Below are 23124 nucleotides of genomic sequence, written 5' to 3'. Positions count from 1 at the left end.
ATTAAAACTGATTGATCATAAGGTTTTTCCATAGAATATCATTCTAATTAAGGATAAAAACATCTTTTTATTATATTTGGTACATATAAACCCGAATTATGCTATCCAACGCTTGCAAGTATGCAATACGATCTCTACTTTATTTGGCAATACATAGTGATGAATCCAAAAAAATAGGAGCAAAAAAAATTGCCGAAGAATTAGAGACTCCTCAACCTTTTTTAGCCAAATTACTGCGCCAGCTTGCTACAGCAAAACTTGTTTCGTCTACAAAAGGTCCTAATGGAGGTTTTTTTCTGGACAAAAAGAATAGACAAAAATCAGTTTGGGATGTTATAAAAAGTATAGACGGCACAGACAAATTTGATCAATGTTTTTTGGGGTTAGCTAAGTGCGATGACAAAAACCCTTGTCCTGTACACGCTACCGTTTCTCCTTTTAAACAAAAGTTATTACGCGATTTTAGAGATAAAACAATCGATAGTCTTGTCAAAAAAATTAAAGAAAATGGAACTGTTATTTCTTTAAAAGATTTTGACACCCTTGATCAATAGTGGATATTCTTACTCTTTTCTCTCAAAGTAGTATCAACTTTTTCACACAAAAAATGCGCTTATAAACAACTATGATTTATATCATTAAATAAGTTATCGTACTCCTCTATTTTTACCGCTTTATAAAAATAGTAAGATGATAAACCAGCAATTAATCGATCCTAGGAGCATTGTTATTATAGGGGGTTCAAATAACATTGGAAAACCTGGAGGGAAAATTGTAAAAAACTGTATCGATGGTAATTATAAAGGTGAGCTAAGAATTGTTAACCCCAAAGAGCAACACGTACAAGGCATTATTTCATATGCTAATGTTACTGATATTCCTGATACAGATTTGGCTATACTCGCTATTCCTGCAAAGTACTGCTTAGAAACGGTTACAGTTTTAGCAAAACAAAAAAACACAAAAGCTTTTATTATCATTTCTGCTGGTTTTGGTGAAACCAATGAAACGGGAGGTCATATCGAAAAAGAAATTGTAGACATCATTACTAGTGTAAATGGTTGTTTAATTGGTCCTAATTGTATTGGTGTACTCAACAAAAATTATAAAGGCGTTTTTACTACGCCTATACCCGAATTTAATTCTGAAGGATGTGATTTGATCTCAGGATCTGGAGCAACCGCTGTATTTATTATGGAAGCTGGTATGCTATTAGGTGTACAGTTTGCCAATGTTTATTCTATCGGTAATGGAGCACAAACAGGAGTAGAAGATGTATTAGAATATATGGATATTCATTACAATCCAAATATTGATGCTCCTATCAAATTGTTGTATCTAGAAACTATTAAAAACCCTCAAAAACTACTTAAGCATGCCGCTTCTCTAATTAATAAAGGAGTAAAAATAGCAGCTATCAAAGCAGGGAGTACTACCGAAGGAAGTAGAGCGGCTACATCCCATACGGGCGCCATTGCCAGTTCTGATATGACCGTAAGAGCACTTTTTAAAAAAGCAGGAATTGTATACTGTAGTAGTCGAGAAGAATTATTAAGTGTAGCCTCTATTTTTAAGTACAAGAAACTTAATGGAAAAAATATTGCAATTATTACTCATGCAGGAGGATCTGCTGTAATGCTTACCGATGTGCTCTCTAAAGGAGGATTACAAATCCCTACTATAGAAGGTGAAGATGCTAAAAAACTTGAAACGTATCTTCATCCTGGTTCATCTGTACATAATCCTATTGATTTTCTTGCTACAGGAACAGCAGAACAATTAGGAATTATCATAGATTATTGCGAACATAAATTTGAAAGTATTGATGCAATGGTAGTTGTTTTTGGAAGTCCAGGTTTATTTGATGTAAAAAATGTATATGATGTACTAAGTGTAAAACTTGATGTTTGCTCTAAACCCATATTCCCTGTTCTTCCTTCTGTAATCAATGCTCGTAAAGAAATAGAAACATTTTTATCCAAAGGAAATATTAATTTTCCTGATGAAGTTGTATTGGGTAAAGCGTTGTGCGAGGTTTATAAAACTTCTGCTCCCTCATCAAATCATATAGAGCTACCAAAAATAGATACTAAAAAAATACGAGCTATAATTAATCAAGCTAATGATGGATATTTAACTCCAGAAGATACTGCTCTGGTTATAGATGCTTCAGGAATTCCCAGATCTAAAGAAATCATCGAAAATTCTATAGAAAGCTTACTTTCTAACATAACACAAATACCATTTCCTATAGTTATGAAAGTAGTAGGGCCTTTACATAAATCTGATGCGCAAGGGGTTATTCTTAATGTAAATACAATAGAAGAGGTGACTAAAAATTTTGATTCGCTAATGGGCATCAAAGATGCTACAGGGGTTATGGTACAACCCATGTTATCTGGCTTAGAACTCTTTGTTGGAGTAAAAAAGGAACCTGGCTTTAATCATACTATTTTATGTGGATTAGGAGGTATTTTTATTGAAATTCTAAATGATGTAGCTGCTGGATTAAGTCCTATATCTGATATCGAAGCTCAAAAAATGATTCGCTCCTTAAAAGGATATCAATTACTACAAGGGAGTCGTGGAAAAGATGGAATTAATGAACCTCAATTTATAGAAATTATACAACGCTTATCCGCTTTGGTAGAAGCAGCTCCAGAAATTATAGAAATGGATATTAATCCTTTAATAGGAACAAAAGACACAATAACAGCGGTAGATGTGCGCATCAAAATAGAAAAAACAAAAGCATAAGTACTATTATCATCACAATACATTAAAATTTTCAAGAATACTATTATGACAACATCAGGAAGGATAGAGTTAATGGCACCAGCAGGCAATTTTGAATCTCTGCAAGCAGCTATAGACAATGGAGCCGATTCTATATATTTTGGGGTAGAGCAATTAAACATGCGTGCTCGGGCAAGTATTAATTTTACTATTGATGATTTAACCGAAATCACAAGACGGTGTGCACAAAAAAATATTCGTACCTATCTTACGCTTAATACAATTATCTACGACCACGATCTATCTATTATAAAAACACTGCTTAATGCTGCAAAAGAAGCTAATATAACAGCAGTTATCGCTATGGATCAAGCTGTAATAGCATATGCCAGACAGATTGATATCGAGGTTCATATCTCTACGCAGATTAATATCACAAACATAGAAACAGTTCGTTTTTATGCCATGTTTGCAGATACAATGGTAATGAGTCGAGAACTTAGCCTGCGCCAGGTAAAAAAGATAACCGAGCAAATTGAAAAAGATCAGATCAAAGGACCTTCGGGTAATCTGGTAGAGGTTGAGATTTTTGGTCACGGTGCATTATGTATGGCTGTATCAGGAAAGTGCTATTTGAGTCTTCATTCGCATAACTCATCTGCCAATAGAGGTGCTTGTAAACAAAATTGTAGAAAAAAATATACGGTGATTGATCAGGATTCTGGTTTTGAAATAGAAGTAGATAATGAATACCTGATGTCTCCAAAAGACTTATGTACACTAGATTTCTTAGATCAAGTGATTGACACTGGTGTTCAAGTATTAAAAATTGAAGGTCGAGGCAGAGCCCCAGAATATGTAGCTACTGTAATTAAAACATATAGAGAGGCTATTGATGCCTATTATGAAGGTACTTATACTAAAGAAAAAGTTGAGGATTGGATGGAGCAACTAAAAACAGTATACAACCGTGGTTTTTGGAGCGGATATTACTTAGGTCAAAAATTAGGAGAATGGAGTGATGTTGATGGTTCTAAAGCTACCCAAAAGAAGGTATATATTGGAAAAGGGAAACATTATTTTCCTAAAAATAAAATTGGAGAATTTAAAATTGAAGCCTACGACGTATCTGTTGGAGATACTATACTAATCACTGGCCCTACAACGGGTACTAAAGAATTAGAACTTAAAGAGATGTTTGTAAATGACAAACCTTTAGAAAAAGCTCAAAAAGGAGACTCTTGCACTATACCTTTGGATTTTAGAATTCGATTATCAGATAAACTTTATAAAATTGTAAAGAATCAATAGTAGATGGTAGTAGTAACATTACAACGCAATAAATGTATAGGGTGTAACTATTGTGTAGAATTAGCTCCAGAGCAGTTTCAGATGTCTAAAAAAGATGGAAAATCGGTCTTATTACATGCTACAGAAAAAAAAGGTTTTTTTACTATAAAATCATCAGACAATACTATTTTGGATGCTTGTGAACAGGCTACAAAAGCTTGTCCTGTAAAGATTATAACTACCAAAATGATTTAGGCAATTCCTATAAAAAAAATGTTTATCCTTTTAGAGAACTTTACAGCATACTAGTTTTATTTAGAAATTTCCTACCTATAAATCTTCTATGATTTTATGGTAAATTAATGACCTGTACTATATCTCCAATATTGACCTCTATTATATCTTCAGGAAGGTAAACTAGTGCATTCGCTAGAGTAAAAGAATTAAGCATAGAAGATGCTTGCCCATCTAAGATAGTTACTTCATTATTTTTTACATGAGCTTTTAAAAATTCTGCTCTCTGTCCTTTTTTTATATGATTAACTGTAGTAATAGCAGTACTCCACTTTAAATTATAATTTTGATATCCTGATATTTTTAGTAATGCAGGAAGTACATAGATATAAAAACAACTTAGTGCAGAAGCCGGATTACCAGGTAATGCGAATATAGTTGTTCCTATTTTTTTGGCAAAGTAAAGCGGTTTTCCTGGTTTTTGTTTTACTTTATAAAAAATTTCTTCAACGTTTAATGCTCTTAGTGCCTTCCCCACAAAATCATAATCCCCAACCGATATTCCACCAGAAATTAAAACTACATCGTAGTGATCTATACTATTCTTTATAAGAGAAACTGTAATATCATATTCATCCTCAACTTTAAAATAAGATATATCTTCAATTCCTATTTTAGTCAATGCTGCAGAGAGCATTATTGAATTACTCTCATAGATTTGACCATGTTTTAACATCTGCCCTGGGGATATTAATTCATTTCCTGTAGTAATAATTGCAACAGATGGCTTTTTATACACATCAACATGTGTTATTCCTAAAGATGCAAGATACCCTATTCCTGCAGCTGTAATTAGTGTTCCTTCTACAAGAGCGATAGCTCCTTTCTTTATCTGCTCACCAATAGGACGAATATTAGAATTCAGAATAATGGATTCTTCTATGATTACTTGATTATTCTGAACTTTTACTTTTTCTTGCATCACCACAGATTTCGCTCCAGAAGGTACAGGGGCGCCTGTAAAAATTCTAATGGCTTCTCCTTTTTTAAGCTCAGGATCAGCGTCATCTCCTGCTTTTACCTCTCCAATAAGAGTAAATACATTTTCCTCTATAGATCCAAAAGCATATCCATCCATTGCAGATTGCCTAAATGGTGGCATATGGATAGTAGATTGAATATCTTTTGCCAATACGTATCCTAAGGCTTCCGATATCAAAACTGTTATGACTGTATTGGTTTTTTTTATATGATTATTTGTTAACTGAAGTGCTTTTTCTACGGTTACCATAAGAAATTTCGTTATATAGACAAAGATACAATGAAATTTCAGCTCTCTTTTTAGAAATTAGAAAAACTAGTAGTAGTAATAGTAGTATATAAGTCTGCAAGGTTTTATATAATAATTATATAAAACCTTGCAGGCCTAATCAAAACTTCGTGGAAGTCTGAATACTATAAATTGGCATTATCTAATATATATTTCATAAAGCTTAGGGGGTAGATAGCTTCTAATTGTATTTATAAATACAATCCAAAGAACAACTTTATGGCAATACTCTAACGAGTAAAAATTAAATTATAAAGATACAATTGTCGTAATCCTAAGAGAAGGATTGATTTGCGAAATAATCGTAATACTTTTATCTGTCTTTTCGATCACCCTAGTCTCAGGAATAATATCTGCCATTTCGAATTCTTTTTTACCATAAAAATTCGTTTCTTTTTTTTGATTTGATTTAAGTATTAGTGTATCATCTTCAGATTTAGTATTAGGTTTTAAATAAATAGATAGAGGTCTTGGTTTAAAATCAATAAGCCAACTAATCAATTCTAGATTTGCAGGAGTTGTTGATTTTGTTTCTCCTATTAAAAAATTTACGATAGGTTTAAACTTATCTCCATTAAATCGCTCTATTGCATATGATTTGTTTTCACCTTCTTTAAATTTAAAAAAGCGATTTAGAATCCCTTCATCATATTTCTCTTTTCTTCGATTTAGCAACCATAAGCAAGCTTCTTTAATTTGTTTACGAGTAGGCTCTAGAAGGTAACTGCTCATTTCTCCACCTTTCTCTTTTCTGTACTTTTCAAGAATTTCATTCTTGTACGTCATACTTGTCTTTGTTTTCATAGATATTTAGGTTAATTGGAATTTTTAGGATTTCTAAGGAATCTTTGGAATCCTTGGAATTGTTTATCAATATAGACTAGGGGTCTTTATAAATTAGCATCAACAATTAGTCGCCATTTCAGTTTGCTAACATAGTAAATGTATGAGTCTAGTTTTTACGGAAATCCACAAAATGATGGTTATAGCTCAATTGGAAAGTGGCTAAACATTATTGAATTGGATTTCAACTTTCCAAAAAAAAAGAGAAGGAGTACTCCCTTATTAACTGATTGCTACCCTATAAATATCTGGTAAAAAAACCGGACAGCAATCTCTTTGTCTAAACCTAAAAAAATAAAAATTATGAAAACTGTTTTTTACATATTGATAGCCCTATTTATAACTTCTAGTTTTATATCTTGTACAGCGGATACTATTGCTGATAATGAAGATACTTCTATAGACCAAGTTGCTACTGTAGGCAATGATGGTCAATATGAAGAAGAAGATGAAGGAGGGAATTAAAAAAGCTAGATAAATTGGCTGCATACAGTATAAAAATCTACTGTATGCAGCCAATTTATTTAGTATTTTAGAGGAATGAAACTTTGGCGCGTTGATTTCCTGTTTTATAGTATATTTCTACTATTATTATGTAATACTATTCCTTCTTTTGCTCAAACAAAAGTACCTTATACTTTATCTATAAAAGAATTAGATAGTATCACTCAATATTATAGATTAAGCAAAGCTGATTCCTTATCAATACCAGATCGCTTACATTATGTAAACTCTTTTTTAGAAGGAATATCATTATCTCGACATAATTCTTTAATTTACAATGGTTTGATGCAAAAAACGATGCTTTTGGGTAGAATTAAAAACTATGATAGTGCTATTAAATATTCACATCAACTTTATAATTTAGCGAAGCAAAATAACGACACTATTTATATCAAACATGCGTTATTTAAATTAGGAAGGTACCATAAAAATAATAATCAACTAGTAGATGCCTTTGATTATTATAATCAAGGATTTAAAATATCAAGGATTGGTAAAGATAGTGCTAAAGCAGGCAAAAACTTACTACAAATGGCAAACATCCAAGCGTCTTTAGGGGATTATTTAGGGAGTAAAACTACAGCTATTGATGGAGTTAAATACATTGAAAAAACATCTAATATAAAAAACATAGCAGGTTTATACCACATTATTTCTGTAGCCAATAGAGAGCAAAAAAACTATACTGAAGCCTTAAAATATAATGAAAAAGCTTTTAAATTAGATACTAATTCTAGTAGAATTCAAATTCTAAAAAATACAAAAGCAAATATATTAGCTAACCAAGGTGATTATATAAATGCAATATTATTATTAAAATCATTAGTATCTGATTCTATAGTACAAAAAAATAAGAGCAAGTACGCCAGAGTATTAGGTAATCTAGGATATATTTTGTGGTTAAAAAATAAAAACAATAAGAAATCAGAAGCTTTACTGTTAGAAGCCTTGTATTTATGCAATGAGATTAAAGATATTAAAGGTTTGATAGGTAATAATATCTATTTAACTAAATATTATCTAGAAAAAGATAAAATAAAAGCATTAAACCATGCTGAATCGGCCTATCATAATGCAAAAAAATTACACAGCTTAACATCCATTCTTGAGGCTCTTGGATTTATATTTGAGTTAAGAGAAGCTACCAATGTAGAAGCCAAAGAGTTTAAAGAAATTTATAATAAAATAAAAGAAATTAACCAAAATAACCGAGAGATTTATGCTGTAACTCGGTATGAAAATGACAAACTCACTACTGAAAATTTAATTCTAAAAGCAGAAACTGCAAAAAAAGAACAGCAACAAATTATCTATCTTTTTAGTACTTTACTACTCCTTTTAGGCGGAGGACTGGTTTTCTATTTATTTAGACAACGACATAAAAGAGAAAAAATACGAGAGGTCTATAATGCAGAAACTCGCATTTCTAAAAAACTACATGATGAGTTAGCTAATGATATCTATCATGTTATGGTACAAATCCAAAATAATCAAAACAACCATGATGTTTTAGACAAATTAGAGACTATTTATAATAGTACTCGAGATATCTCTAGAGAACATAATAGTTTCAGAACTGGTCAGGAATATACTACAGAACTTAGCGGAATGTTAAGCAGTTATAGCACCAATAATACTAAAATTATTATAAAAGGTATTGATGAAATTAATTGGCAATCCATAACACCAGAAAAAAAGATTATTGTACATCGTACACTACAAGAATTAATGGTAAATATGAAAAAACATAGCCAAGCTGAACTTGTAGCAATTGCATTTAAAAAGAATTCAAAAAATATAATGATCACCTATGCTGATACTGGCGTTGGAGTATCTAAAAAAGAAATAATATATAGTAATGGGCTCCGTAATACGGAAAACCGTATAAAAACAATAGGAGGATCGTTTATCTTTGATTCTGAAAAAGGAAAAGGTTTTAAAGCTAGGATATATTTCCCAAATTAATTACAACAAAACACATATGTTTAATAAAGTTTTAGTTTCAGAAGATTTAGGTAGCATTAGTCATGGTATAGCTCATATTCTTAATGAAAGAACTGGGATTAATGAAATACAACAAACTAAATATTGCGATGATGCTTATTTAAAATTTAGAAGAGCTTATAATGATAATGCTCCTTTCGATCTCCTAATTACAGATCTCTCTTTTAAAGAAAGTCATAGAGAACGAAAATTAATTTCGGGGATTCAACTCATAGAAGCAATACGAGTTATACAACCTACTATAAAAGTTATTGTATATTCTATGGAAGATAGACCCGGTAAAATTAAATCTTTTTTTAATAAACAACGCATTGATGGGTATGTTTGTAAAGGTCGATACGGACTAAATGAATTAGTAAAATGTGTTACAGAAGTCTATAATAATTATACTTATGTATCTCCTCAATTAGAAAGTGCAATGAGTAAAAACAATGTATTCGAACTTAAAGATTATGATCTTTTACTTCTAAAATATTTATCAGATGGTCTTACCCAAGAGCAGATAGGAAACTATTTTAAGAAAAATCATATTTCTCCTAATAGTACAAGTTCTATAGAAAAAAGACTTAATAAATTAAAATATAATTTTAAAGCCAAAAATGCTATTCATTTGGTAGCTATGACTAAAGATTTAGGTCTTTTATAGACTATTAATATATTGTAATTTTTTACTTTTAAAAGTGCAGGTTGGATTTACATTGATTTGATGTTTTTTCTTACATAATCTCATGAGGAATTCTCAATTATTAGTTTTAACTTTGAATTAATACAAAAATTTACTAAGACATCAATCGTTAGAAAACTTACTATAATAGTAGTTTTTAATCATAAATAACCCCGCAATTGCAAAACTTTGGCGAGCCAACAAAAGCAGGGTTTGAATAACGATTGATTTAATAAATCAACCATTAATAAGGATATTTTTTCAAAATAAATTATTCATAAACATTTTTCAATATTTGAATAATTTAGCTCAAAATCCTAATGGTACAATATAGGAAGAACGATTTAAATAATTATGGTTTCCCGTAAGTTATTTACTGTTTTTATTATTATTATTTTAATAAAAGACAAGTATTATATTGTAAAATATAGATTATCAATAACTTAATCCCTACCAATAAATACATATTATTAACAAAAAAAGTTAATTGATAAAAATTGAAAAGCGAAACACTTTTTATTTAATTTAGGTTAATCAGTATAGATGTACCATTAAAACTATATAAATAGGTGTCATACTAAGGTAAAATGTTACCCCGTCATCTACATTTTGAGTAATTTTTTTTATAATCTTTAAAAAAATACTCCAAAAGTAATACCAAAAAAACTTGTAAAAGAGATCAGCCATAAAAATAGTGTACTATTTTTATGGCTGATCTTATACTAATTTAGATATTTCTTATTCTTCTTCTGAGGAAATAAATTTATAGACGATTCCTGCTAAAATTGCTCCTATTATCGGAGCAATCCAGAATAACCAAAGTTGTTCTATCGCCCAACTACCTACAAATAATGCCTGACTTGTACTTCTTGCTGGATTTACAGAGGTATTCGTTACAGGTATACTTATTAAATGAATTAATGTTAAACCCAATCCTATTGCTAATCCTGCAAAACCTTTAGGCGCTTTAGAATGTGTGGCTCCTAAAATAATAATTAAAAACATAAATGTCATTACAACCTCTGTTATCAATGCAGATTGCATAGTATATCCCCCTGGAGAATGTTCTCCAAAACCATTAGCTGCAAATCCTCCTATCTCAAATCCTGATTTTCCACTTGCGATAAGATATAGAATACCTGCTCCTGCAATACCTCCTAATACTTGCGCAACAATATATGGTAATAAGTCTTTTTTATCAAAACGACCTCCTATCCATAGTCCGATAGATACAGCAGGATTTAAGTGACATCCAGAGATATGCCCTATAGCATATGCCATAGTAACCACAGTTAAACCAAAAGCAATAGAGACTCCTGCAAAACCGATCCCTAATTCTGGATATGCTGCTGCTAAAACTGCACTTCCACACCCCCCTAAAACTAACCATAAGGTTCCAATAAATTCTGAAACTAATTTTTTCATGATTTTTTATTTTTGTTTATGTAGAAGTCTTTTTTGCTTTTTCATATCGCCTTTTTGATCAAAAAAAACTAAAATGCTGACTGCTAAAATAAACTTCAATTATTCTATAAAAATTTAAGTACTAAACTACTGATAAAAAATAAATTTTAGTTGTGGTAAAACCACAATAATTCGGGGAAATATCAGCTTTTACAGTTATATAAACATATAATTGTGAAGAAAATAGCTAATTAACACTAGCGTATTATATATTCAATTTTTTCTAAATACATGAATGCTTTATCCAAAAAATGTTCCCTGTAGCATTATCAACCCTACAACTATAGAAATCACTCCTACTACCCCATTCATCCACTTAAATATTGACATATTACGTTCTATAAAACGACTCATCGTAAAAATAAGAACATAACTGTATATTGCCATAGATAAGATAATTCCTATAGACTCTACAATTAATATTAGAATTGCATCAGAAACAGTATCCGCACTAATAATTAACGCAGAGGTCAATGCACCTCCTGTACCTGCTAATCCATGAAGCATACCAATCCAAAAAGATCTATTAATAGGATTCATAGCGATTTCCTCTCCTGTTTTACCATGCAAATGAATTGGATTACTAGCACTATGTTCATGTGCTTCTATTTTTTTATGATCTTCCATCATTTCATTGATCTTATGATTTCTTCTGATTGCTGTAATACCTAGCCAAATCATAATAGGACCAATAGAAAATTCTGCCCAAAACGAGATACTTTCTACAAAAGTAAGTAACGCTGCTCTAAATGCTAACGCAATACCTCCAAACATTAATAAAGTAACCGAATGTCCTAGAGCCCACTGAGAAGCTGTAAACACGGTCTTAAAAGATACTTTCTTTTTTTGAATGGCATTTTCTGCTGCCAGTACGGATACTGCAGACATATGATCTGGTTCAAAAGAATGTAACACCCCTGCTATTAATGGGCGAGCAAGATTCATTATGTTCATCTAGTATATGATATATAAGCTCCATCGCTATTAATCAGGTATATCGTAATAGCCACATGTGGTGCTATTTGCTGACAATAATAATGGCATTGTTGCGCTAATTTTTGATAAAATTTTTCTTGGCTGGTAAAAGTAAAAATTTCTCTTAGACGCCCTGCCATATTTAATGCTAAAACTTTGTTAGCAATTTCTTCTGGATAACCAGTCTCTATCGCCAATTGGTATATAAAATCTTTATCCCATGTTGTTTTTCCACTATGCGTATTGGTTCTTCCCTGAGCTAATTTAGCCGCTTTCCCTAGCATAATACCCATAGACACTTGAATGATTTGAGGGGATCGATGGATTTTTTCAAAGGTCTCTTGTATCCAATTTCCATAATGTATACAAGAAATATCCGAAATATCCGAAAATATAGCCTTTAGCATTTTTTCACTCCTAGCTCCAGAGTTTAATAGTAACGATGTCCTACCATTAGCAATTGCTACATCAATTCCTTGTTGGATACTTGCAATATATGAAGCTGCAGAGAATGGAGTTACAATACCTGTAGTTCCCAATATTGATATCCCATACCGTATTCCCAAACGACTATTCAATGTTCTTTTAGCCAGTTGCGCTCCATTTTTTACAGATATAGTAATGGTTACTCCATGTTTTTCGAGTTGATGATCTGATAGTATTTTTTTACAAACGATACGCATCATATCTCTAGGTACAGGATTAATCGCAGGCTCTCCTACAGGTATTTCTAATCCAGGTAAGGTAACCAATCCGACTCCTTCACCTCTTCTAAAAATAATAGTTCCTGTATTGTTTAAAGTTACTGTAGCTGTAATCTCTGCTTTATGAGTAATATCGGGATCATCACCTGCGTCTTTTATGGTAGTGTAGACACTTTCTTTAGACGTTAACAACATAACTTCTACCTGAAACATAACCGTTTCTCCGATAGGCAGTTCTATTTTAGTTTCTGTAATTTTTTGTTGTGTTACTAGGCTCCACAATGCTGCTTTGGTACAGGCTGTAGCACAAGCTCCTGTAGTATACCCTCTACGTAATGGTTTATCTGGTATGTCTTGTAGTTCTCCCAAAATCAGGCTAATGCTTTAATCAATTTTTCTGCGGTATCGACACAAAGATATTGATTTGAGATTTGTGGTTTTTCAAGAATTACAATCGGAATAGCAACTGCCAATGCGGCTGCTATTTTTTCATCTAATTTACCATTATTACCACTTTCTTTAGTAAAAATCACCTCTGGAGATAATTCGGTAAATAAAATTGTTTCATCTGCAACAGATTGCGGATACCCAAAAATTAGCTTGGCTTTTGGAAAACCAACTTCTGCTGCAATTGCTCTGGAAACATCACGATCCAAAATACGAAACCATGTAGGATAATTTTTCCAATAAGATTCTAGTTTTGTAATCGTCTGTACCCCTGATAATGCTAATAGAGATTGATAGCTGTTTTTATTAAAATGCTGTATCGCTTCTTCAAAACTGGTTACATAGGATACCAGAGGATCAATTATTCTAGAAGAAAACTTTCTTTGAAACCGTATCAAAGGTATTTCTAACAAAATATCAGAGACCATCTGATGCAATTGCACCGCAAAAGGATGAGAAGCATTAATAATATGTGTAATCCCATGTTCTAAACAAAATGTTTCTAATAGAGCTCTTGTCATTGCCCCATAAATAGCAATTCCTGTTCCTGTAAAATCTACTTTAGTTTTGGTAGAATAATAGTACGGATACTGTAGCGTATCTAATATTTTGGCTACTTGTTTACCTTCTGTAGTACCTCCAAAAACAAGTATCATGAAGATTGAATTATTTTTCCTTTTTTTCTAAAAATATGATGCCATTTATCGTCATACAACCATGATCTGTTCTTACGAGCTCCTATTGCTTCTCCAACTACTATCAGTACTGTACGTGTTAGCTTATTTTCTTTGATAATTGTAGTTAATTCTGAAAGCTGTCCTGTCCATACCTCCTGATCTTCCCAACTTACACGATACAAAATAGCTAGTGGTGTATCCTCTGGATAATGCTCTAAGAGTTGTCCTTGTATTTTTTTAGCAATCCCAACACTCAAAAATATACACATGGTAGCACGTAGTTTTGCCATATCGGCAATTTTCTCATGCTCTGGCATTGGTGTATTTCCTTCACCACGAGTAAGAATAATGGTTTGCGCTACTTCTGGAATCGTAAATTCTGATTTTAGATATGCTGCTGCTGCTTGAAATGAAGAAATTCCTGGAACGATATAATAATCGTATCCTTTTTCATCAAAAATAGTCATTTGCTCTTGTATCGCCCCATATATAGATGGATCACCAGAATGTAGACGTACAATAGACTTGCCCTGTGTATAATACTCATCAATGATCCTTATTTGTTCCTCTAGTGTCATCGAAGCAGAATTTCTCACCAAAGCACCTTCTTTTGCCATATGCGTAAGCGCTTCTGGCACTAAGCTTCCTGCGTATAAGATACAATCTGCGTTTTCTAAAACATGCTGCCCTTTTATGGTCAGTAACTCAGGATCTCCCGATCCCGCACCTATAATAGCAATGTTAGCTCGACGTTCATATCTTACAGAAAGACTTAGCGCATAGGTGAATTTTTTACCTGATGATGTCAACGCTTTTGTTTTTTCTACTACCCATTTTTCTTGGCTAGCAAGTAATGCTGCTGCTGCTTCAGAAACACCATAAACACCTACTTTTTTCTTTACCACTTCTGAAGGATTAGCAACCATTATGGTATTTAGCTCTTCTCCTGTATAGGTTACAAAAGGGATATTATAATGCGATGCAAAATCAAGGTATGCCTGTTCTTCTTGCTTAATACTTGCTGATCCGATACTGTAGATACTTTCTATAGCAATATGTTGTTTTTTTAATTCTTCTTCTATACCTGTTATTAATAATTCTGATTCTATATCCTTAGCACACCCACTACCTAATGCTATACAGGGAGGGTAAAATGAAAGTGTAGGGGTTGCTGTTATTACAATTTCGTAGCCTACATATAGTATTAATTCATAAGCATTCGTGTCTACATCTTTTATATCATAATATATATCTACAAAATCTGGACATGTTTTCTCTAAATACTGTGTTCCTTTATTGTTAACTTTTAATATAAGTGCTGTAGGTTTTCTATTTACAAATAATGAAATAATCATATTGGTATCTATCGTACTCTTTACTTTCCAACCGTAGGTTTCTGCCAGAGTATCCAATGCCCATATATTTTGCAAATCACTAGATGTAGAAACCACAGGCTGTGCACTAAGGATTCTACTGATCTGTGTGGTAAGCTCATTAGCTCTACCAGTATGACCACTTAATACCGCTTGCACAAATTTTCCCTGATCATCAATATTAATAACTGCAGGATCAGTCGTTTTATCCTGAATATAAGGAGCAATACTACGTACACAAATCCCTAACGCTCCTACAAAAACCCACATATCATACTGATGAAAAGAATGCTCTACCAACTCTGATACCGAGTCGATCTGCTTAACCTCTTTACTAGTATTTATTGGTCTGGTTGTAAAAAGTTTAGAGCGGTAAAACTCTTTTTGCAAAACCTTAGCAATAGATACTCCCTGATCTGTAAAACAAAGGATCGCAACTTTTAAAATATTCTCTGACATAGGTATTTCTTAAAAACTATATATTACTCTTGTTCTGCAAAGATATTAGGTTCTCAACGGCATAAAAAATGTTTATCTATATTATACCAATCTTATCATAAATATAAAAACTGGTTGTTAGTTGATGGTTTTTGATTATTAACTAATATTCTACCTCTTGTTTTAAACTTCTGTCTTTTTAGTATTTTAGAATTCTCTTTCCCTTAATATAGGTTAACTACAAATGTCGTAATTCATGAAAAGAACCAAAAATCACGAACTGGCTTTTTACCCCATTCGGATAGAAGGTTTTCTATTTCTTTTTTTCCATCGGGTGATGCTACAACAATGATTATCTGAGGATTTTCTAATGTCATACTCTCATTATAATGTTCTAATCGTACATCATAAATATCCTTCCCTATTTTTTTCTCATTATCACATACCCAATGAAATTGATCATTATAGGATTGCAATAGTTTAGCCATATCTTTTCCATTTCTTCCTGCCCCCCATAGTACTAATGGTCGTGTATGATCTCTATCTAACTCGTAGAAGAATCGTAATTTTAAATCAAAATAGCGATTATCTTTATACTCCTCCCACGTTCTTGATATTCTATTAGAGCGATCTCTCCAATGATGTAGAATTTTATCTATCCCAACAATGTTTAACTGTGCTCTATAAAATCGAAAGCATAAATCATAATCTTCTGGATATACGATTGGATCAAAGGCTCCTACTGCATCAAAATCTTCTTTATGTATCAACCAGCAATGTGATGGGATAACACACTCTCTGTAAATCTCTTGATAGTGCGTATTGGTTCTAGCTACTTCATTCAACCATTTTTCATATTTTATAAATCCACCACCTACTACTCCTTGGTCTACAAAATGCTTTGTCCCCCCTGCAATTACAGTCCCTTTTCCATATGTATTCCATTCCTGGACTAACACTTGTAATTTATAATCTGGCATTTTATCATCAGAGTCCATTCTATTAATTAACATACCTCTAGTCTGTGCGTACCCTACTTGTAATGTTGGGATAAGCTTAGGTTTATCGCTATTAAAAAATCGAACTCTAGAATCTTTTATAGCATATTCCTGCAAGATCTGTGGGCTTGCGTCAGAGGAATGGTCATTAACGGCTATCAGTTCCCAATTCTGATAAGTCTGTCCTAATATAGAATCTAAACAATCCCGTAGGTAGGGAGCAGTATCTTTAACTGCCATGATAATGGTAACTAGTGGTTGATCTGTCATTGTTTTTTGGATTGTTGCCAAGAGGCTGGTAATTTTTTTGTGATTTCAACATCTTGAAACTCTTTACTAGAGCGTGATCCATGAGTTTTAACCCATCTAGCCATTTCTAGAAGTCCTAGCTCTAAGGTCGTATGTTCTTTGGGTTTAAAAACAGTCTTAAACAGTGTATGATCGGCATAAGCATGCACTACTTCTTCTCGTTGCTCTAGCTGTTTTATTCCCATATCCGACCTCATAGCCTTATTAACAGCTACTGCTAGTTCTTTTACAGAATATACCGCATCACTACCAATATTAAAAATAGTATTACATGCCTCAGGGATTCGTACAGAATTCGCTATATATGGTGCTACATCATCTACGTATGAAAACGCTCTTGTTTGGGATCCATCTCCAAAAATGGTCAATGGTTGTTTTTTTAAAATTTGATTCATAAATATCCCTACAACATTACGATACTTATCTCCTATATTCTGATGAGAACCATATACATTATGGGGTCTAAAAATTGTATACTCCAATCCAAACATTTTACAAGCATTGATCAGGTCCAATTCTACCGCATATTTTGCAATGCCATATGGGTCTTCTGGTTGTGGATGTTGCGTTTCTATTAATGGAAGTGTATTAGTACCATAAACAGCTATAGAGGATGTAAAAACAAAACGTTTTATATCATAGGTAACAGCTGCATTAATAAGATTAATACTACCAATAAGGTTATTCTGATAGTTAAAATTACGAATAAAATGACTTAACCCTTCTGCAGCATAAGCTGCTAAATGATAAACATAAGTAAAATTATATTTCTTAAACAGTAAATTGATGAGTTGATTATCTAGTATTGAACCCTCATAAAATAACGCATCGACATGCACATTTTCTGTAGTCCCCCCAGAAAGATCATCTAATATTACAACTCTATGACGTTGTTGTAATAAATGACGTACTACATGAGAGCCCATAAAACCGGCTCCTCCAGTTACAAGAGAAGTTATTGTCATTTTATATTTTATGTAATAATTTAGGTCACAAACCTACATAAATTGACTAAATATGAGAAAGATTTAGGATAAAAGAAGTGTTTATATCTTGTTTTTAGGTAAACTTATTATAGTTTCTCCTTTAATTTTTAGAATGTTTTGCTTTAAGTAAAGTGATTGGGTTATGAGTATCTAGTGTAATGACATACTCCTGGATAATTGCATATCCGATAGCTTTACATCCTTTTTTAAAATACTGTATAGAGCTTTCTTTTACAGCATTGATAATAATACAGGTATCTGGTTGCAAAATAGGTGCGATTTTACAAAACAATTCTTCTAGTCTACCTCCATGCCCTCCTATAAAAATAGCATCTGGTTTTGAAAACTGGCTAAGATCTTGATCAAAAAAATCTCCTATTACAGATTGAATTCCAGGGGTGCCAAATCGTTTTTGGTTGCTATGAAATATGCTCTCACATTCTGATCTTTTTTCAAAAGCAATCACCTCTAATTCAGGATTTTTTAGCTTTGCTTCTATACTAATTGATCCTGTACAAAAACCTATATCCCACAATGTACTGATCCCTAGAATATCTAATAAGTGTAGTGTTGTTAATCGAATCGGCATTTTGGTGATCATATTGGGTCTGTTAGGCAATCCCTCGAAATCTGTATCTTGTATTCCAAAAGTAATATGACGATGATTCGTTTTTTGCAATAACATACAGTTTAAAGAGTGAAACTCCATTGTTGAAGCCTCTGCAAGTGTTAATTTATAAAATTTTTCTTGCTTCCCTTCAATATCTTCTCCTACGATTACTTTATAATTATCATAACCATATTTTAAGAGTCTTTTAGCAATACTTGTTGGGGTTTTTTTATTGTCGGTAAGAACTCCTATCAATTCTTTTTGTTGAATTAATGCCACATCTAGAGTTTTCCAACTTCTTCCATGCACACTTATTGTTTGTAAATGACTAGTATTAATATTAGTAGCATTCGCTAGCAATTGTATAGCACTAAAATAAGGGGTCGTTATAATATCTGCATTGGGGTATTTATTTTTTAATGTATTTGAAAAACCATAAAACAATGGATTCCCAGAAGCAAAAATTACAATTGGCTCTATAGTATTTTCATATGCTTTAAAAACTTCATTCATAGGAGATTGGATAGGTATCCATTTATGGTTTTCGGGCAGCATGTTTTTTACCAACTCATAATGTCGTTTTCCTCCACTAAATACACTTGTACTAAGAACATGAGATTGTTCTTGTTTAGAAAAATTAGGTATTTTATTTCCGATACCTATAACTCGGAAGGTTTTAATCATAACAATGCGATTATCTAACAGAGGGTATATCTACAAAACTACAAAGTTTATAAAACATTAGTGCCATAGGATTATATTGATTATACTTTTTTTAACCTCACTCTTATATAGAAAAAAAAGAGTAAGACTTAAAAAAATCTTACTCTAAGTGTATTAAACTCTATGCATAAATGAAATCGAGTCTTATTTTATTCTACTATTACTTCTTTAGTTACTTCTACCTCCACAGTACGTCGTCCATTATTTTTTCCATCAGACTGTTGGATTCCTTCTAATTCTTTACTTCTAATGAGGCGCAATATTGCTTTTCCTTTTTTCATGCCCTTTATAAAAAGTCCGTCAATTGAAATTTCTTCATTTCCCTTATCTACACCTTTTACTCCTCCTGTAGCTCCTTTATCACCTTGATGAAAAGAAATTGTAATCTCTTCATTTTTTTGCAAAGGACTTCCTTTCCACTTCAATTTTGTAGTTCCATCTAATTTTACTTTGTTAAAAGAAGTTGGAATCTCAATAGTACTAGCTTCTTTAAAGGAAATCTTATTCTTAAAAGATATAGTCTTATTTTTTACATAATTAAATTCGACATCAATAAGCTCCTTTTCTTTCCATTCATAAAAATAGTCGAATATGGTGCTAAATTTATCGTATTTCTTATTATTAAATAAAATTTTAGATTCGCCTTTTAATACTAATCTAGTTCCATTCTTATCAAGTGTTCGAAAAGTAGCTTTAGCAAGCGTATTTTTTGTATTCGTTTGGTAGCGCACCAGTAAATCCTGATATACTGCTATGCTTGGAGGTAGGTCAGTAGAATCTCTGTTTTCACAAGAAAAAATCATTAAAAGCGCTATTAAAGTTAATCCTATGTTTAAAATGTTCTTACTCTTTTTCATTAGTTTTTTTTAAAAAAATTAATCTCTTTACAATTCTTATATACCCAACAGTTAAATGAGATTATACCCTATTTTTTTAAGGATACTTTAACAAGTTGTATTTTTATTGACTCTGAGTATCGAACATAATTAGAGTCTCGCTTTAGTTTATTATAAAATGGTCTTTTCCTTATTATTATAAAGATGTTGATATGATGGTTAAAACCGAGAAGTTTTAGAAGAAAATTATTATCGTATTAGAAAAAAACAAAAATATCCTCAAAACAAAATAAAACACTATTTTTGTTCGTCGCTTTTAATACCCAAGCAAACTAGTACATATATGTCTTTAAGGAAATCTATTTTAGTTATAATTTTAGTATTACTGATTGATCAAATCTCCAAAGTTTATATAAAAACTCATTTTTTACTCCATGATGATGTAGAAGTTTTTAATTGGTTTCGTATCATATTTGTCGAAAATAAAGGAATGGCATGGGGGTTCGAGCTTCCTGGTAATTATGGAAAACTGATTCTCACATTATTTAGATTAGTTGCCATTACCGGAATTGGATATTGGTTGTATGATTCTGTTCGTAAAAATAGTGCTTCAGTACTTACGTTTTGTATTGCATTAATCTTTGCAGGTGCTTTAGGGAATATTATTGATTCTATATTTTATGGTATGTTATTTAGTGAGAGTACTCCTATGGAGGTTGCTACTTTTTTGCCAGAAGGGGGAGGATATGAAAGTATTTTTTATGGTAAAGTAGTAGATATGATCCAATTTACGTTCTATAATGATATTTTGCCTGAGTGGATTCCATTTATAGGAGGTAAACATTTTTCTTTCTTTGATCCTGTATTTAATATTGCTGATTCTGCAATCAGTGTAGGAGTCTTCTTATTAGTAGTTTTTAATAAAAAAGCCTTTCCGAAAAAGGAGTCTTTATCCGAATAAATTATTATATTTTAAACTAGTATTTTCTCAAAATCATCTATCCTAACAGGTTTAGAGAGGTAATCTGATACTAAATCTATTGATTTAGCACGTTCTATATCTCTAGAATCTATTGATGAACTTACTACGTAAAGGTCTATTTTTTCACTAATCTTATTTTTGATCTTAGAAAATTCTTTTAAAAATTCCCATCCATCCATCACTGGCATATTAAGATCTAAAAAAATTACTTGTGGAATCTGATCTTCAGTGTCTCTTTCTATAGATTTCAGAAAAAAATCCATAGCTTCTTTACCATTTCTAAAAATTATAATGGTCTCAGAGAGTTTTTTTACTTCAATAATTTTACTAACTAAATTTATATATATACTATCATCATCGATGATGCAGATACGTTCTTTATTTTGAGGCATTTTATGAGGGGCTAAAATTAAAATGTTTATGTGTAATATAAAGTATTTTTGAATATAAAAATATAATCACTTGTTAAAGTTATATATTGCTAATGGTGTTATACAGAGATCTAGGGGGATATCTGTATCAATCGTATTTTTAATTTCTTTTTCTGCAGCAAAAAAAGAAAGACCAATTTTTAGAGTTTCAGGATTACATTTTTCTAAAAATTTATCATAGAATCCTTTTCCATATCCAACTCTGTTTCCTTGTTGATCAAACGCTAATAAGGGTACAAAAACCACTTCTATCATATTTTCTGAAATCGGAATTCCATCCACTGGTTCAGGAATCCCCCAAGAATTTATTTTTATAACTGTTGTATCTGTAAGTAAAAAGTGATCTAGGGTATTATCCACAAAATTACTCTTTGATAAAATCACGTTTTTATCCTTACCTAAAAGAATATTAAGTATTAATTCTGTATTAATTTCTTTTTGTCTATCGATAGGTAAAAAAATATGGTAATGTGATTTTTCCCAGATAGGTAATTGAAGTAATTGGTTAGCGATAGCCATACTTAACTCTTCAATCGCTTCTTCACTTAGTTGACTTCTAAGTGCCTTATACTTAACTCTTAATTCTGTTTTATTCATCTGCCAGTTCTTTGGTTATATGGAAAATGGCATCTCCTTTATATACTATTGGTGATTCATTAACATTAATCACATACCCTTCATTAGTAGCTTTTACAACATGTCGCATTTTTCCATAAGGATCTGTAATTGTTGCTAGAGTTTCATCTTTTTCTACATGTTTTCCTATATCTATTTTAATATGTAATAAACCACTATATTTAGCTCTGATCCAGAAACTTTTTTTAATAATCAGCGTATCAGATTCTCTTACAGGGACTTCAAAATTGGCATGTAACATATCCAGATGATGAAGAATACGCATAGTTCCCTGAACTCCTTCTCTAGCAATTTCTTTACTACTGTTCTGGGATTTACCTCCTTCAAACAATAATATATCTTTTTCTTTTTTAGCACAAGTAGCCCGATAAGAACCATCAAGATTTTTAGATAATAATGTAAATGGGGCATTAAAAATTTTTGCTAATGCCATTAATTTCTTATTCTTAGGATCAACCCTTACATGTGCGGCATTAAACCTACTTGCTCCTCCTGTGTGAAAATCTAAACAAAAATCTGCAACAGGTAAAATTTCATTAATAAATTGATATGCAAAACGACTGGCAAGGGATCCATTTTTAGTACCCGGAAAAACCCTGTTTAAATCTCTTCCATCAGGAAAAAACCGATTCATGTTTAAAAACCCAAATACATTGAGTACAGGGATACAAATTATGCTTCCTTTTGCTGGTTTATTAATTTTTTTTGCAATAATCTGTCGCACTACTTCTACTCCATTAATCTCATCCCCATGGATGCCTGCTGTTATCAAAATAGTAGGTCCTATTTTTTTTGATCGTTCTATAATTACAGGAATCTCTACCTTTGTAGAGGTATATAACTTAGCAATATTAAAATTTATAATTTTACTAGTTCCTAATGGGATTTCTTCTCCAAGGATGTGTAATGTATGCGTTTCTTTTGCCATAA

The 23124-nt window shown here is 31.8% G+C and carries 22 protein-coding genes; 8 read left to right on the top strand and 14 right to left on the bottom strand.

Going from position 1 to position 23124, the window contains the following annotated elements; translation table 11 throughout:
* The first annotated feature begins 98 nt into the window (after window positions 1-98).
* From N456_RS20420 to N456_RS20405, 4 genes are all read left to right on the top strand, one after another.
* Window positions 99-554: an RrF2 family transcriptional regulator gene (locus N456_RS20420; protein WP_062061352.1), complete on the top strand. Its 456-nt coding sequence runs from the start codon at window positions 99-101 to the stop codon at window positions 552-554.
* A 136-nt stretch (window positions 555-690) separates the two neighbouring features.
* On the top strand, window positions 691-2757 hold the full coding sequence (locus N456_RS20415) for an acetate--CoA ligase family protein (RefSeq protein ID WP_062061349.1): 2067 nt from the start codon (window positions 691-693) through the stop codon (window positions 2755-2757).
* 45 nt (window positions 2758-2802) lie between these two features.
* Complete coding sequence (locus N456_RS20410; protein ID WP_062061346.1) at window positions 2803-4047, top strand: peptidase U32 family protein; 1245 nt, start codon at window positions 2803-2805, stop codon at window positions 4045-4047.
* Window positions 4048-4050: 3 nt separating this feature from the next.
* Complete coding sequence (locus N456_RS20405) at window positions 4051-4281, top strand: ferredoxin (protein WP_062061343.1); 231 nt, start codon at window positions 4051-4053, stop codon at window positions 4279-4281.
* A gap of 94 nt (window positions 4282-4375) precedes the next feature.
* Here N456_RS20405 and N456_RS20400 read toward each other — a convergent pair whose 3' ends face one another.
* Together N456_RS20400 and N456_RS20395 are read right to left on the bottom strand one after the other, a co-directional pair.
* Complete coding sequence (locus N456_RS20400) at window positions 4376-5551, bottom strand: molybdopterin molybdotransferase MoeA (protein ID WP_062061340.1); 1176 nt, start codon at window positions 5549-5551, stop codon at window positions 4376-4378.
* A gap of 288 nt (window positions 5552-5839) precedes the next feature.
* Window positions 5840-6394, bottom strand: a complete 555-nt coding sequence (locus tag N456_RS20395; RefSeq protein ID WP_062061337.1) for a hypothetical protein — start codon at window positions 6392-6394, stop codon at window positions 5840-5842.
* Between the two features lie 342 nt (window positions 6395-6736).
* Between N456_RS20395 and N456_RS24640 the strand changes: the two genes are divergently transcribed.
* The 3 genes from N456_RS24640 (at window position 6737) to N456_RS20385 (ending at window position 9587) form a co-directional block, all read left to right on the top strand.
* Window positions 6737-6898, top strand: a complete 162-nt coding sequence (locus N456_RS24640; RefSeq protein WP_158447943.1) for a hypothetical protein — start codon at window positions 6737-6739, stop codon at window positions 6896-6898.
* A gap of 75 nt (window positions 6899-6973) precedes the next feature.
* The gene (locus N456_RS20390; RefSeq protein ID WP_062061334.1) at window positions 6974-8902 is read left to right on the top strand and encodes a tetratricopeptide repeat-containing sensor histidine kinase; all 1929 of its coding nucleotides are present in this window, start codon (window positions 6974-6976) and stop codon (window positions 8900-8902) included.
* Between the two features lie 16 nt (window positions 8903-8918).
* A complete protein-coding gene (locus tag N456_RS20385; protein WP_062061331.1) occupies window positions 8919-9587 on the top strand; it encodes a response regulator in 669 nt (222 codons plus the stop codon).
* A 756-nt stretch (window positions 9588-10343) separates the two neighbouring features.
* Here N456_RS20385 and aqpZ read toward each other — a convergent pair.
* The 9 genes from aqpZ to N456_RS20340 form a co-directional block, all read right to left on the bottom strand.
* Window positions 10344-11030 carry an aquaporin Z gene (aqpZ, locus tag N456_RS20380; RefSeq protein WP_062061328.1) on the bottom strand — a complete coding sequence of 229 codons (687 nt, stop codon included), beginning with the start codon at window positions 11028-11030 and terminating at the stop codon, window positions 10344-10346.
* A gap of 279 nt (window positions 11031-11309) precedes the next feature.
* Complete coding sequence (locus tag N456_RS20375; protein ID WP_062061324.1) at window positions 11310-12023, bottom strand: cytochrome c biogenesis protein CcdA; 714 nt, start codon at window positions 12021-12023, stop codon at window positions 11310-11312.
* Window positions 12020-13117: a cobalt-precorrin-5B (C(1))-methyltransferase gene (locus N456_RS20370; RefSeq protein WP_062061321.1), complete on the bottom strand. Its 1098-nt coding sequence runs from the start codon at window positions 13115-13117 to the stop codon at window positions 12020-12022. The genes N456_RS20375 and N456_RS20370 overlap by 4 nt, the downstream gene beginning before the upstream one ends.
* A 2-nt stretch (window positions 13118-13119) precedes the next feature.
* Window positions 13120-13851, bottom strand: coding sequence for a precorrin-6A/cobalt-precorrin-6A reductase (locus N456_RS20365; protein ID WP_062061318.1), 732 nt, complete (start codon window positions 13849-13851; stop codon window positions 13120-13122).
* The gene (cobM, locus tag N456_RS20360) at window positions 13848-15704 is read right to left on the bottom strand and encodes a precorrin-4 C(11)-methyltransferase (protein WP_240315570.1); all 1857 of its coding nucleotides are present in this window, start codon (window positions 15702-15704) and stop codon (window positions 13848-13850) included. Before cobM ends, N456_RS20365 begins: the two co-directional genes overlap by 4 nt.
* Before the next feature lie 233 nt (window positions 15705-15937).
* Window positions 15938-16951 (bottom strand): glycosyltransferase family 2 protein, encoded by a 1014-nt coding sequence (locus N456_RS20355; RefSeq protein ID WP_062061747.1) that lies wholly within the window; start codon window positions 16949-16951, stop codon window positions 15938-15940.
* Window positions 16948-17955: an NAD-dependent epimerase/dehydratase family protein gene (locus tag N456_RS20350; protein WP_062061316.1), complete on the bottom strand. Its 1008-nt coding sequence runs from the start codon at window positions 17953-17955 to the stop codon at window positions 16948-16950. Before N456_RS20350 ends, N456_RS20355 begins: the two co-directional genes overlap by 4 nt.
* Before the next feature lie 121 nt (window positions 17956-18076).
* The gene (gene cbiE / locus N456_RS20345; RefSeq protein WP_062061314.1) at window positions 18077-19270 is read right to left on the bottom strand and encodes a precorrin-6y C5,15-methyltransferase (decarboxylating) subunit CbiE; all 1194 of its coding nucleotides are present in this window, start codon (window positions 19268-19270) and stop codon (window positions 18077-18079) included.
* A 188-nt stretch (window positions 19271-19458) separates the two neighbouring features.
* Window positions 19459-20166, bottom strand: a complete 708-nt coding sequence (locus N456_RS20340; protein WP_062061312.1) for a hypothetical protein — start codon at window positions 20164-20166, stop codon at window positions 19459-19461.
* Window positions 20167-20488: 322 nt separating this feature from the next.
* On the opposite strand from N456_RS20340, the gene N456_RS20335 reads away from it, so the two are divergent.
* Window positions 20489-21106: a lipoprotein signal peptidase gene (locus tag N456_RS20335; RefSeq protein WP_062061310.1), complete on the top strand. Its 618-nt coding sequence runs from the start codon at window positions 20489-20491 to the stop codon at window positions 21104-21106.
* An 11-nt stretch (window positions 21107-21117) separates the two neighbouring features.
* On the opposite strand, the gene N456_RS20330 is transcribed toward N456_RS20335, so the two are convergent.
* The 3 genes from N456_RS20330 to N456_RS20320 all read right to left on the bottom strand — a co-directional run bounded on the left by N456_RS20330 (window position 21118) and on the right by N456_RS20320 (window position 23122).
* Window positions 21118-21519 carry a response regulator gene (locus N456_RS20330; protein ID WP_062061307.1) on the bottom strand — a complete coding sequence of 134 codons (402 nt, stop codon included), beginning with the start codon at window positions 21517-21519 and terminating at the stop codon, window positions 21118-21120.
* Between the two features lie 66 nt (window positions 21520-21585).
* On the bottom strand, window positions 21586-22155 hold the full coding sequence (locus N456_RS20325; RefSeq protein ID WP_062061304.1) for a 5-formyltetrahydrofolate cyclo-ligase: 570 nt from the start codon (window positions 22153-22155) through the stop codon (window positions 21586-21588).
* Window positions 22148-23122 (bottom strand): succinylglutamate desuccinylase/aspartoacylase family protein, encoded by a 975-nt coding sequence (locus tag N456_RS20320; protein ID WP_062061301.1) that lies wholly within the window; start codon window positions 23120-23122, stop codon window positions 22148-22150. Before N456_RS20320 ends, N456_RS20325 begins: the two co-directional genes overlap by 8 nt.
* Window positions 23123-23124 lie beyond the last annotated feature (2 nt).

It is taken from the genome of Aquimarina longa SW024 (assembly GCF_001401755.1).
Lineage (GTDB): Bacteria > Bacteroidota > Bacteroidia > Flavobacteriales > Flavobacteriaceae > Aquimarina > Aquimarina longa.
Note: the sequence above shows the minus strand (reverse complement) of the source record. Positions and strands in the feature narration are given on the sequence as shown.